Consider the following 13447-nt stretch of genomic DNA (forward strand, 5'->3'; position numbering starts at 1 on the left):
AATTAATTTAGTTTTTGTGTTATGGAAATCATTAAATCCTTATCAAATTCCAATGGATGTTGTTTATAATATTTTACTGTTTTTATCTTTGAAAAATAGTTAGTTAGAGTTTTTATGTGATTCCCTTTTGCGGTATTTTCTTCAAAATACGAAGTATCTAACTTGTAATTAAATTTCTTTAAGAATAGGAACAATTCGTCGGTTGTAAATACTTCTAAGATATTGTCTATAAATTGGTTGGCAGACACAAATTTAAACACGCTATCTTCCCTTACATTTCGTTGATTTGTAATTCGTAAGGAATAAATTATGCGGTACAACCATAAGCTAGCATCAAACAATTTATAAAATCCAAAACGACTTACATAGGCAATTAATGCAATTTCAAATAGTTCTTTTAAAAACAATGTACCATTACTACCGTGTAAAACTTTATTTCTGAACTCATAAAAATTATCCGAAACTCTGTGATCATCTACAGTACCAAACAATACATCATATAAATGAATGTATTCGTTAATATAATCTAAAGTATTGTTACCATTGGCTAACGGTTGTTTTAATTGCTTATAATTACTTTCATGTAACTGAAATAACCTACCACCTTCATTTTTAACAGCACTGTAATGATATGAGATATCTTCAAAATTGTTTTTGGTGTTTATGGTATATTCATCAATAATAGCGTTTTTTATACCTCTGGAATCTCTGTAGAAAGGAAAAGAACGCCATTTTCTATTGTCCCAAAAACGAATTTTGGTTAATAATTGAACTATATATTCTACTTTATTCTTGTCGTAATGTTCCCACCTTCTTGCTTGATAATTAATTGTTTTTTTGCAATCTATGGCTCGGAGATGATGTGCTTTTAAAATGTCACTTCCGTCCAAACGAACACCACCTGTATTTTGGGTTTCAAAAAACGTATATGCTAAATCTTCGGTAGATGTTACAATTAATGTAACATTTATATTTTCTGGTTTAAAAAAATGCAAAACATCTTCATCACGGTATTCAAAAATATTTTTTTCGGATACACTTTTTAAATAAGACAAATTGTATTTTATGTTAGAAATGCTTATACCTGAACTATAACTAATATTGGATTGAAAAGAAGGATTTATAATTTTTTGAATAAGTAATGAGGTCGTAATTCGCTGTTGTCCATCAATAATTTTTAAAGCATCTCCATCTTGATGTAAAATAATACTTCCTAAGTAATACATCGGTTTTTCGCCTAGAGATATTTTTTCATGTTCTATAACACTATCTAACAATTGGTTAATTTGCTTTTCTTTCCAAACATACGGACGCTGATATTCAGGTATTATTAGCTGCCCTTGAATCGCTGTGTTTTCAATAGCTTTTTTGTTGGTGTTGAATAATTCTTGCAACGTACAACTTACTACTTTTACACTCATACTAATAAACCTTAAATTCCCCTGTTACTATACTATATATCAAACTACTTTTATACTCTTTTAGCCATACTTTTTTATATTGATTCAGATCTTTTTTTAATTTATTTCGTTCGATTGTATACATTTTTATCTATTTAATTTTGAAAAAACAAACCTCATACCTCTAAAGTGTTCATGATGAGCTTCTGTAGCTTGATCATAAGTATGTTGTTTTAGTTGATACATTAATAATTGATTCGTGTCTTCCAAATAATTTTTTAATAAATCAGTTTTGAAAAAATGAAAACTATCAGAGTTATGTCCATATTCGTAAAAATATTTTTTAAAGCAGACTTCTAAATTCGAATTTAAAATTTGGGCATCTCTTGAGTTGACTGTTAATTGCAAATGCTTACCAATATTTGGTGACGGAATATCGCATCTTAAGGAAGCGCTATTATCAGAACTAGACTCCCACAGAAAATCTAATAATGTAGGTTCATATTCGAAAGAACATTTTTTATTAACGGTTTCTGTTTTTTCCTTTCCAATATCCTCATAATTAAATTCTCCCGACTCTCTAACTTCAAAGTGAGTAATTTTTCTTGTAACTTCTATTGTAGATTCTAGTGGTAAACTGCCCCACTCTTTTTTTAAATCAGGAATATTGTCCGCCCAATATAATTCACCAAAATATGTCTTGGAAAGCATTCCTCCATCGTTTAAGCTATCCTTCCAATCATATTCTTTATTTTCTATTTCCTCAATATAAGGTGTAACTTTATCTTTGTCTACGAAAAATGATTTTGCTTCAACCCAAGATCTTGTTTTGTAATTTTCATCTAATTTTTGATCTACAAATGCGGACAATAAGGTATAATCATCTTTTATATAAATTATATCTAGTAAGGCATAATTTGGTTTACTAATCCAACTCCCCTCCGTTAATGACCTATTCTTAAAAAAGTCAACTTCAATTAACTTTTCCGAAATTGGAATGTATTCTTCATAACTTGGATCAATTTCAGTATCGCTAAGTCTATTATAAAGTTTGGAATATGGAGTGTCTTCCTCTAGCCAAACCCCAAGCTTATTTTGATTTAATAGATAACCTGCATAGTTAAAATATGCCATCCAAGAATATTTTTTACCTAACCTATCTATTTTAACTTTACTTCCTAATAGTCTATTGCCATAGTAAAAAGATTGTTCTCTTTCTGACAAGTTTTGCATATCAGAAATATAACCCAACCTAATTAATTCTTTATAAATATTAGCTGTATGAGAGACTCGGTTGTCGTGATTTCTATTATCTAAACGCGGTATTGTATAATGAACAAAATCACCTCTTAACGGATCTGGATTACCACTTGAATCCCAATTATAAGCTATCGGAACGTTGTCAATATCTGTTGGGGTAATTTCAAACCAATCATCTTTGACAAAACTATAATTATTTAAACGAATTAGATTTTCATCAGATAGGTTAAAAACCCCTTTTATAACAGCTAAGTCAATAATATGCTTATAACTGTCGATCGCGATATAATTATATGTTGGGTTAGTAGGCTCCTGCGAAAATTGAAGATTATATAAGGACTCGGCTATTGCACCTAAATGATTCTGGATAAAGTCTTTTTCATTTTGTAACCGCAAGCAAACACCGTAACAAACTAAAGATAATCTTTCATTAATGTAAAAACGTTCAGTATTAGCATATTCCAAAATTTTGTTAAGTAATAATTCTGGAAACCTTTCATAATATCTTAATAGAAAACGTGTACTTTTATCTCTAAGATCTCTAATTGTTGTTTCTGATAACCAAATAACAACTTCAACATATAAATTATCATCTTCTGAACCATCTAGCTGCTCTTGATTTGTTACATAATAATTTAATAGATCTTTAAATTCTCCATAATAATTATATATGTAAAGTGTCCAACTAAAATCTAAATCTAGATTTCCAAGTTTTAAGAAAACTTCTTTTAAGAAGAAAAAGTTTATGCCAGCCTCCTTTTCATAAAATGAGCTTGATACATCATCAATCAATGTCCTTACCTCCTCTAAACTAAATGTACTATCCTGTAATTTGCTCGCTAATGCGATAGTTTCATCTGAAGCTTTTGTTCGAAATAGAAATAGCGTCGTAAACTTCTTAACAACATCATTGTCAATATAATCGGTATATAGCAAGGAATCCGTTCCTGCCTCAGAAATTAAAAACTTTAATATATCGTCTTTTAACTGGTGAAATTTACCACTTTTTCCTAATATGTAATCATGGAAAAAACGTGATTCAACAACTTCATCAACACTACCTTTATCAGAAATTAATTTATTGGCAAGAAGATACCCTCCAACTTCCTGCTGGGTATGAATAATAACATCTTTGCCGTTAAGATTTTCATCTAAATAAATTAAATATTCTTCCAAAATTTCAAAACCGATTGTTTTGTCAATCACATCGACTTCTTTCCCTTGCATTTTATCAAAAAAAGTCTTTTTTGGAACAAAAGCCTCTAACTCTTCAATCATCTCTTCCGAAACTCTATCTATACCTTCAAGCACTTGATCTTTTGAAATTAAACTTAATTTAAACCATGTTTTCTCAACCAAAGAATCCTTGTAATTGTCAAAAACCTGTTTAAAACCATCTAATCCTAAAAGAGGCTCTACCTCCTTAGATTTGTTCCCATTCAACATTTTACAGTATAAATCGAGATATAAAGGAGTACTGAAATAGAATACATCTGTTCCCGTTACCTTATCAAGCTTTATATTGTATTCTGTAAAATACTTCTTAATTAAGTCGTTTAATTTTTCTTTCTTAAACCCTTTTAGTTGAATTTGACTGTAAGGAATAGAGTTACCCTGCCATATTCGAGAAATGTATGATGTTCTTAATGTAGCTACTAAATATAAATAGGGATATCTTTCAAGTACTTCTATAAAATTATCTAAACTATTTCCCCATATTTTACTAAAACCACTATGGGTACAACTAGTTTCATTTAAACCATCAATAATTATTGTAACCCTACATATATTATTTTGCGCATAAATATTTAGTCTTTCAAGAACCTCTTCAATTTGATAGTTGTCTGGCACTAAAAGATTATTCATAAATAGTTGATCAAAACTATCGGGGTTACCATTAAAAGATTTTGCATTTAAAAGAATGACTGGCTTATCATGCTTTAGTAATTCCTTATATAGAAAAACAGATATATTTGACTTCCCCATTCCAGCATTACCATGAATAAATTTGGTTTGAGCATGTTTTTGATTCTTCAATAATCTGTTCACACTTTTAAGCTGTATAACTATTTCTGAAAGTCTTCTAAAAACAATAACTATTGCAAAATTTTCGGATGGCTCAACCTCTATGAAACGAAGTTCAGGTTTGTACTCATGCAGTCTTTCAAAAACAAAATCTTCAGCTATTTCTAGATTTGTATTGTCTAATGTTTTAAACTGGAGTGGCAAGACCAAACCACCATTTATGATTGCTCTATTTTCTTCAATATTCTTAAGAAAATCAAGGCTTTTAACTTCTAAAAGCTCTAACTGTTTGTATTGTTTTGAATTCTTGTTAATTTCAATTTCTTCAATAGCTAAAAGACTCTTAAGGTTTTGATATTGTTCATTAAAATCCTCTACCCAACTCTCTAAAATTCTTAATTCATTAGATAAATAGGAAAAATAATTATCACTTAAAAGTATCTCATTAATAAGGTTTTGACCTGCATTTTTGTCCTGATCTACAAAAAGGTTTTCATTATATTTTGAAGTAAATTCTTTTGTAAAATGTCTTGTTTTTAGTTTGTCAAAATAATCTTTGTTAACATCAAAAGATTGACGGGTTACTTGATAGTATTTTTGCGTTATCCTTTGGAAAACACCGATATTTCTAATTTTTGTCATCCCCATTAAATGTTTGGTTAATATTTTGAACAAAACCGAAATAATTGAAGGTTTTTCCAGTGCTTTCAAATCGCTGTTTTTCCAGATATAAACAATAAAGTAGAATTATTAATACAATAGCTACATTTAAATAATTTGTGCCACTGGCGAATCTATCGACAATATATCCCACTATTGCTTTAGTTATTGTCCCATAAGATTCTTCAATTTTCATGTAATTAGGAATAGCTTCCTCAGGCATATTAGGTATACTTAATTCAAAAATTAGATATGTTAATGCTCCAGAACCAACGATTAAGTAGAGCCATCTTTTACGTAATAACCATTTCGATAAAATTTCTTCCATATCTTATAAATTTAACACACCTTAAGTTTCGCTGTTACCTTACTATTTATTAAACTACTTTTATACTCTTGTAGCTGTTCCACTTTAGAAACAATAAAACTTGACCTAATTTTCATAATTATAATTTATCTTCTTTAAAATACAACAATGTACCATCGGGGTATTTTTTTAAGTAGGCAATATTCTCTTCAGGTAACTGAAATCCTTCATCTACCTCATTAACCAAACTATCAATTATCTTTTTATAAATTCCTATTTTAAAATTTTCCCGAGATCTTAAATGACCTAACAAAAAGAAAAATATTCCAGAACCATTTAGAAAACTGTTATTCTCTAGCCTCAGAGGTTGTTTTACCCAATAAATAGGGTTTTTTTTATCGGTAGTGTTATCTAACTCATAAAACGTGTCATTCTCGTTTATTTGAGGTACATTATTTTCTTCTAAAATAGCTTGTACCCTACTAAAATCTCCAACTAAATAAAACCATGAAGCATAATGTAATTTTTTTAATGGAATATTCTCTTTACGTGTTGAACAATCTGTTTCTACAAATGCATAATTAATCGAAGACTTTCTAATCTTGCGTATTTTTTTATTACTATGGTCATTATTATTCTGAAACCTTAAACTTACAGGGGTTTTACAATCAATACAAGGAGGACTATAAACATCATTTATTTGTATAAATGCACTTAATAAATCATTAGTCGCATTACCATTCATATTACCTTTTGACTCATATAAGCCAACTTTTGTTAATGTCGAATTTAATATGACAAAATCGGGAGACTTTCCATGACTTTCAAATCCTAAGTTGGTTTTTTCTTTAGCTAAATCATAATCAATAAAATAAGGAAAACCCAATCTTTTAGTTACAAAATAAGTATTGATTCCTTGAGCCATTTCACCTATTCGAGTACTTTTTGAGAAATCTCTTAATCGCTTATATCTTGACTCACTTAAGGTAAGGTTGTTGTTATTTAAATCAACAAAATTCAAATGGCTTAATAGAGAAGAAATAATATCAAAATATAGCTCTTGGTTGGTTAAAGTATAGGTGCAGATAGTTCTTCCTGTATAATAAGCCACATCTAATATATCTAAACTAAAATCCTCCTCTTGTATTCTTGCCGATTTTAAAAAGTCTGTTGCTTGGTATTTATAAACATCTAAATTAAAAGGCACAAGACTATTTACGGACCTTAGTCTAAATGCATCAATGATTATTTGTCCTCTAAACATCCCTAACACACCTTTACCTTCCCAGTTACCACACTATTTATCAAACTGCCTTTATATTCTTTCAATTTTTCTATTTCTTTCTGTTTTAAGTTAATAGCCGAATTTATTTTTTGAGTTCCATTATCTAAATAATTTACAATTTCGTTTTGCTCATTTAAAGGAGGAATCCAAATGAATGGTCTCTTTAAAATACTTTGGGTAATACTATATACTTTCACACCTTTAACTTCTGTTCTAATTTGATTCCTGAAAGATTCTGTTTCGAACTCGTAGGCAAAAAATCTAGAATTAATGGCTGATTTAGGTTTAGCTATAACTGTGTGATAGCCCGCAAATATTTCGTTTGCACTTTTTAAATAGGTGAAGTTACCTGAACCTTCAATATCTTCAGATGTATCAGCAAATACAAAGTCTCCAGTTTTAATAATTGAATTTGGATTGTTTAATAGATAATCTTCATCAACACATTTAAGAGGGTGTTTGTTTTCATCAACTTCAAAACCGTATTTTGAATGTATTTCCCCATAATTAATACAAAAAACACCTTCCTCTTTAAGGTTTTCTTTAGTAATAGTTAATCCTTTTCCAAGATTAAAGACGTAACGAAATTGTTTCACCTCCCAATGCTCAGGAATTTCACCAATCCATTCCACACCAGAATCTTTTAAAGCCACATTATCATTTAAACCACGGGTTACGGCTTTGTGTATGAGGATTTGTTTACGTTCTTTAAGCAAGTTGATTTGTCGCTCTTTTATGGTAATGGCCTGGTCTATTTTAGCTGTTTTATCATCTAAAAATTGCGCGATGGCGGTTTGCTCTTGGAGGGGAGGTAAAATAGATTCTATTCTAAAAAAGTCGTCGGTATATAACCTTAAGCGGCTCTCTATAACTCCAGATGAATTTCGTTTAAACTCTGCTTTGTATAACTCTGTTCTAAATAAATAATGAAAAAATTGATTGTTATTTTCTCCTAAAATTCTATAGATCGAGTATGCAGGACTGGTAATTCCATCAAAAGGAGAAAAACCTAGACTTCCGTTCCAAGCTAACATGATATTACTTACTAAGTCCCCTTTTTTTACTTTTTTGTATCCTTCTAAAGTAAATGCATTTGTAAGCATGCCTCCTTCCTCTACTTTCTCGGTTTTATTGGTTACGCCAGTATATTGTGATACGGAAAGCAAGTCTTCTTTTCCATCATCACTTCTTTCGTTTATTTCTTGAAAAAGGTATTTGATTCTTCTAATTTCCCAATGAGTAGGAATGTCACTCAACCATTCTACACCAGAATCTTTATAACTGTCGTAACGGTATATTTTTGTTGCCATGTCTACCATTATACCAAGTTTAAGATATCAGCAATTAAACCATCACTTTGTTTTTCCAAGTCTAAAATGTCATGAGTTACGGCTTCAATACTGCGTAACGGTGTATGTTTATAAAAGTATTTATTAAAGCTTATTTCGCAACCAATTTTAGTAGCTTCCAGATTAATCCAGGCCTCTGCTACATGCGGTTGTACTTCGCGCTTAAAATAGTCGTGTATGTTATCCTTTAGCGGTACGTTTTCGGTGTCACGTAAATCACTTTCGGTTTCGTAGGTTAGGTATTCCCCTTTTTTAGACGTTGGGTAATAACCAAAATCTGCTAAATCATCAACTTCACAATCTAAATGGCTCAGTAGTTTTGCTAATTTATCACCCGATAGTTTTTCTAGCTTTTTAATTACTTTTTCGGCTTCGGTATCGTACCAGCTTACAGCATTTAAAATGGCTTTTTTATCGGTAGCGCTTAGGTTTATTTTGCTCGCTTTAATGGCTTTGTCAACAATGGTTTTAAACTCGTTGAAATCGCTGTATTCTTCGTCTCCAATAGCATCCATTAAGGCTGTTCCTGCTTTCACAAGGTTTAAGTGCTTTTGCCAGGTTTCTGCTTTTAAAAGCTTTTTCTTATTGGCAGCCGATAGGTTTAAATCTTGTTTTTCGCACCAATCCAAGATAGCTTCCTCATGAGCCTTTAAATTGGTGTAAACGTCATCTCCAAAAGTCTCATAAGCGTATTGCATAGGTTCTGATAAGCTTTTGTCGAAACGCAAGGTTTCAATACGTTCTTTGGTAAATTGCGCCTTTAAACGTTTTGGGCGTTCTATTGTCGCTTTGTAATAGCCAAAATCGTCATTGTCGAAAACCTGTGCTGCAATACCTTGTTCGCCTTCGCGTTGGGCTTCGGCCATTTGGGTATATAGAGATACAATGTCGGTAATATGTTCTGGAGCGAACTCACAGTTTTTGTTTCCTAAGTTTTTTCGCAGCTTCCTGTACAATTGTCCTGCATCAATCAGTTGTACTTTGCCTTTTCTGTTGGCAGCCTTATTATTGCTTAAAATCCAGATATAGGTGGTAATACCCGTATTGTAGAACAGGTTGTTTGGCAATTGCACAATGGCTTCCAGCCAATCGTTTTCAATAATATACCTACGGATATTACTTTCACCACCGCCTGCATCACCTGTAAACAAACTACTTCCGTTATGCACCGAAGCAATACGGGTTCCTGTGGCGCTTTGCTCTAAAGGTTTCATTTTAGAAACCATTTCCATTAAGAACAACAATTGTCCGTCGGAAGAACGCGGAATGGCATCGACATCTTCCAGTACACCCCAGTAGTTTTTAAGTTGAATTTGAAAACGAGGGTCGATAACGTCTTTTCCGTCTTTGATGTATTTTTGTTCGCTACTCCATGATTTTCCGTAAGGTGGATTGGATAGCATAAAGTCGAATTTTGTACCAGCAAATTCGTCGGTTGATAAGGTAGAGCCCACTCGGATGTTTTCAGGGTTATTGCCCTTAATCATCATATCACTTTTACAGATGGCGTATGTTTCGTCGTTAATTTCCTTACCAAACAGATACACATCTCCTGTAGCCTTTATTTCGCCTTCTTCATCTTTAATAAAGTTCTGGCTTTCGGTAAGCATCCCTCCACTACCACAGGCAGGGTCGTAAATGGTCATTACGGGTGGTAAATTGTCTTTTATAGGGTCGAAAATAATGTGAGTCATTAAATCAATCACCTCTCGTGGCGTAAAGTGTTCTCCAGCTTCTTCGTTATTTTCTTCGTTGAACTTTCTAATCAGCTCCTCAAACACATACCCCATCCCTAAATTAGAAAGTGCAGGAAGTTTTCGGCCTTCAGGATCTTCTTTGTCGTAAGGCGTTAAGTTGATATAGGGTGAGGTGAATTTTTCCAATACGTCCAACAAAACATCTTTATTGGCCATATGGCGCACCTGACTGCGTAATTTAAACTTGTCGATGATTTCCTTAACATTTGGGCTAAAGCCATTCAGGTAATCTTCAAAGTTAGTCTGTAAAATCTGCTGACTGTTGGTTGCTGTATCTTTTAATTTTTGAAGGGTCCAGGTACTTACATTGTAAAATACGAAACCAGAAGCTTCACGAAGTCCTGTTTCGTCCCATTCGGTAAAACCTGCTTCGTCACGTTGAAATGCCAGTTCTTCTAAAACGGCTTCTTTGGTAGGTTCTAAAAGGGCATCCAAACGACGCAATACGATCATAGGTAAAATAACATCTCTGTATTTTCCGCGTACGTAAACATCTCTTAAGCAGTCGTCTGCAATAGACCAGATAAAGGATACTAATTTATTATGTGATTGTTTGTTCATGGTATGTTTTTAAACTTTAGGTGTTGTATTTTTTAATCAAAATACGGTGTTGAATAGAAACTATAAAACTAAAATAATTAACCTAAAAAGGTGTTTTATCTATGCTGTTTTTGTGGCTAAAACGTTAAATTAAACTTTATTTTACGTTTTACACCTGTATGCTAATACTATAACAATTCCGCTAGTGATTCAGGATAAACTATCCATTTTTGACCTTCGTCATTATGTTTGAATTTCAAACCTTGTTCTACCCCCCATAGTTGTTATGATATTTGTGCTTACAATTAATTCATAGGTATTCATGATTTTAATAACATCCTGGTAATTTTTATTTTTTAATTTACCTAAAGAGCTTGCCGATAGTAGTTTTTCTTCTGTATTACGAAATATTCTTTTTGGTAGCTTAGGTGGTATATTTTTAGGTTTAATTTCTTCTTTTTCTTTATAACTTACAGGATCAATAATAGTTTTTAAAGCTTCTTTTACTACTATTTCATTACAAACACCTAAATCATCTTGAAATCTTTCTGTAACTGGGTTAATTCCTGCTATTAGCATTTTTATAATATCAATAGCTTCGTCTAGATCCATTCTATGTTTGTCTGTTATAACTAAATTTGGATTTTGGGAAGTTGTTTTACTTTTTAAAATATCACCACCATTTAATGGCCTTGTTTCAGGCATTTTATCTTTAGCATCGTTGAAATACCATTCATTAAATTTTTCTCCTTTTGCAGGAGCGATATGAGTGCATTGAGGAATCAACGATCTTAATTCGCCATGTTGAGCAAGTTTTTTCAAAAACCTTCTGAAATGGATGCCGTTATTTTTATCTTCTTCATAAAGACCTTTTCGAACTAAATCAGGAAAAATATCTGTGGATCTTAAATTTAATTCTTTAGTCATATCTATTCGATGCTGAATTATTTTGCTGATTTTATATGCTTTTTTTACTTCAGAGGGCGCCAATTTCATAGGTTAAATTTTTTAGGTGTTTTTTCTCAAGAAAAGTAAATTGATAAATACAAGTATTAGGATAACTAGATTCATGAAAACCCCAAAGAAAATGCTTCCAAATGTCACATAATCAATTGAAAAGAGATAGGACATATTAATGCAGAAATCTGTACAGTAATTATAAATCCAGTTGGCCCATTCATAAAACATTTCCATGCTATTTTAGAGGTTATTAATAATCCATTAAACAACGAATATAAAATCCAAATTCTTCATAATTAGGGGTTCGTAATATACCTCCATAGTCAAACCACATTGATTTATTAAATGCATTTGTAGTGATTCTATAATCTGATGTCCAGTAGAAGCTGTTTTTGTTTACTGAATAAAATTTTCCTGTTTTGTAAATATAACCACCTTTTAAGTCCTTAAAATCCGTATTATCTATTACAGGAGGTAAATGTTGCCAAAAGAGGTCAGAATTAATATTTGTAATGTTTTCGGGAGTGTTATTAATGGTGTTTACCATTTTTGACCAGTCTTTATTACTCGCCACTCTCCATCCGTAGGGTGCTATTGTTCTTTCGTCGGAAACTGCAAAAAAATTATATATTTTTCCAATTTTGATGGAATCTCCCTTATAATCAGAAGCAAAACACCATGCAGGAATTTTGTTTTTAATAGCATCTCTCCATTCTTGTTTTGTTTTAACTTCAAGGATAGAATCACCATTTGAAAACACTTCAGTACTTAAGTTATCTATCATCCATATTTGGCTGCCTATTTTGGTGCTTGGAAAAAATTCGATCTCTCTTTCTTTAACTGTAGTGGTATCTATTTCTGATTTTTGAGGAGAAGGTTTTGAATCCTTTTGTTTACAAGAGAAGATGCCTAAACTTGAGAAAGCGACTATAATGGAATAAAGTATAAATAACTTAAGCTTCATAAATGAATTTTTTTAAAGTTTACAGTTTAAATACACGGGCAAATGATCTGATAGGAATCTAGCTTTTTCTAGATTACCGCAATTTTCTACAATATCTATGGAACCCGAAGAGATCATTTTAATACCTGATTGAGTGAAATATATGTTGTCGATGGAGTGATTTAAGTAATTACCGTTTTTACATTTAATTTTTAGAGTGGTTTTAGTGTCTTTTAAGGCTGGTTTAAATCCTATTTTATATAAGTTCTCCCAGACATTATGTTTCTCGTTTAAATTAAAATCTCCTGCCAAAAGGATTCGCTCCGAGTTAAGTCGCTCAGGATAATACTTAAAATGTATGATTTCCTCTTCTGGTCGGTCATTAAACTTACGCGAATGGAAGTTGATAACATAAAAGGGTTCTCCTCCTTTTTTCATTTGAAATTTACCAATGAAGGGTTCTCGAAGACATTCATTTTCTAATTCTTTATCTAAAGATGCTTTGTTAAGAAGCTTAACTTTGGAAGTTTTCCATAAATAGGCATACCGCTCACTAATATATGCTGAAGGGCTATTTGTAGGGTCACTAACTCTGTAATCCCATTTGTTTCCCATTCTGTTTAATTCGTCAGCAATTTTGGCCACTGCCTGTGCTCCAGCAGGGTCTTTGGCCACAACTTCCTGAATAGCGACTAGATCAGAGTTTCTAAGTATCTGTGCTATTTGATGTAGTTCATTATCATTTTTACTTCTACCCAAATCTTGAATGTTCCAACTTATTATGTTTAAGCTCTCATTTTGGTTTTGGCTAGTAATAGAATTATTAGAGGAAGACTCAATTTTATTTGGAATTAAATTGAGTTGTTGTTCTGCCAAGGCAGATTTTCCGCTATTTGAAATACATGAAAATGCGGTAAATAAAAAAAGTAAAAAAAGATAATTTATTTTTTTAATGTTCATA

At 31.7% G+C, this 13447-nt stretch carries 9 protein-coding genes; all 9 read right to left on the bottom strand.

Features of this window, described 5'->3' with window-relative positions:
* Nucleotides 1-2 precede the first annotated feature (2 nt).
* The 9 genes from R1X58_RS06315 to R1X58_RS06355 all read right to left on the bottom strand — a co-directional run bounded on the left by R1X58_RS06315 (nucleotide 3) and on the right by R1X58_RS06355 (nucleotide 13446).
* Nucleotides 3-1421: a DUF262 domain-containing protein gene (locus R1X58_RS06315; protein WP_240572509.1), complete on the bottom strand. Its 1419-nt coding sequence runs from the start codon at nucleotides 1419-1421 to the stop codon at nucleotides 3-5.
* Between the two features lie 126 nt (nucleotides 1422-1547).
* Nucleotides 1548-5327 carry an NACHT domain-containing protein gene (locus R1X58_RS06320; protein WP_240572510.1) on the bottom strand — a complete coding sequence of 1260 codons (3780 nt, stop codon included), beginning with the start codon at nucleotides 5325-5327 and terminating at the stop codon, nucleotides 1548-1550.
* On the bottom strand, nucleotides 5314-5673 hold the full coding sequence (locus R1X58_RS06325) for a hypothetical protein (RefSeq protein ID WP_240572511.1): 360 nt from the start codon (nucleotides 5671-5673) through the stop codon (nucleotides 5314-5316). Before R1X58_RS06325 ends, R1X58_RS06320 begins: the two co-directional genes overlap by 14 nt.
* Before the next feature lie 118 nt (nucleotides 5674-5791).
* Nucleotides 5792-6916, bottom strand: coding sequence for a hypothetical protein (locus R1X58_RS06330; RefSeq protein ID WP_240572512.1), 1125 nt, complete (start codon nucleotides 6914-6916; stop codon nucleotides 5792-5794).
* Between the two features lie 2 nt (nucleotides 6917-6918).
* Complete coding sequence (locus tag R1X58_RS06335; RefSeq protein WP_240572513.1) at nucleotides 6919-8247, bottom strand: restriction endonuclease subunit S; 1329 nt, start codon at nucleotides 8245-8247, stop codon at nucleotides 6919-6921.
* Nucleotides 8248-8255: 8 nt separating this feature from the next.
* On the bottom strand, nucleotides 8256-10604 hold the full coding sequence (locus tag R1X58_RS06340; RefSeq protein ID WP_240572514.1) for a type I restriction-modification system subunit M: 2349 nt from the start codon (nucleotides 10602-10604) through the stop codon (nucleotides 8256-8258).
* A 222-nt stretch (nucleotides 10605-10826) separates the two neighbouring features.
* A complete protein-coding gene (locus R1X58_RS06345) occupies nucleotides 10827-11579 on the bottom strand; it encodes a hypothetical protein (protein ID WP_240572515.1) in 753 nt (250 codons plus the stop codon).
* 214 nt (nucleotides 11580-11793) lie between these two features.
* Nucleotides 11794-12507 carry a fibrobacter succinogenes major paralogous domain-containing protein gene (locus R1X58_RS06350; RefSeq protein WP_240572516.1) on the bottom strand — a complete coding sequence of 238 codons (714 nt, stop codon included), beginning with the start codon at nucleotides 12505-12507 and terminating at the stop codon, nucleotides 11794-11796.
* Nucleotides 12508-12519: 12 nt separating this feature from the next.
* Entirely contained in the window at nucleotides 12520-13446 is a 927-nt protein-coding gene (locus R1X58_RS06355; protein WP_240572517.1) for an endonuclease/exonuclease/phosphatase family protein, read from the bottom strand.
* Nucleotide 13447: the final 1 nt, after the last annotated feature.

Origin of the sequence: Aestuariibaculum lutulentum (assembly GCF_032926325.1) — a bacterium.
Classification (GTDB): domain Bacteria; phylum Bacteroidota; class Bacteroidia; order Flavobacteriales; family Flavobacteriaceae; genus Aestuariibaculum; species Aestuariibaculum lutulentum.

Excerpts from the sequence above, each read along its gene's own strand:
- R1X58_RS06315 (WP_240572509.1), bottom strand. The coding sequence starts at position 1,421 with ATGAGTGTAAAAGTAGTAAGTTGTACGTTGCAAGAATTATTCAACACC.
- R1X58_RS06320 (WP_240572510.1), bottom strand. The coding sequence starts at position 5,327 with ATGACAAAAATTAGAAATATCGGTGTTTTCCAAAGGATAACGCAAAAA.
- R1X58_RS06325 (WP_240572511.1), bottom strand. The coding sequence starts at position 5,673 with ATGGAAGAAATTTTATCGAAATGGTTATTACGTAAAAGATGGCTCTAC.
- R1X58_RS06330 (WP_240572512.1), bottom strand. The coding sequence starts at position 6,916 with ATGTTTAGAGGACAAATAATCATTGATGCATTTAGACTAAGGTCCGTA.
- R1X58_RS06335 (WP_240572513.1), bottom strand. The coding sequence starts at position 8,247 with ATGGCAACAAAAATATACCGTTACGACAGTTATAAAGATTCTGGTGTA.
- R1X58_RS06340 (WP_240572514.1), bottom strand. The coding sequence starts at position 10,604 with ATGAACAAACAATCACATAATAAATTAGTATCCTTTATCTGGTCTATT.
- R1X58_RS06345 (WP_240572515.1), bottom strand. The coding sequence starts at position 11,579 with ATGAAATTGGCGCCCTCTGAAGTAAAAAAAGCATATAAAATCAGCAAA.
- R1X58_RS06350 (WP_240572516.1), bottom strand. The coding sequence starts at position 12,507 with ATGAAGCTTAAGTTATTTATACTTTATTCCATTATAGTCGCTTTCTCA.
- R1X58_RS06355 (WP_240572517.1), bottom strand. The coding sequence starts at position 13,446 with ATGAACATTAAAAAAATAAATTATCTTTTTTTACTTTTTTTATTTACC.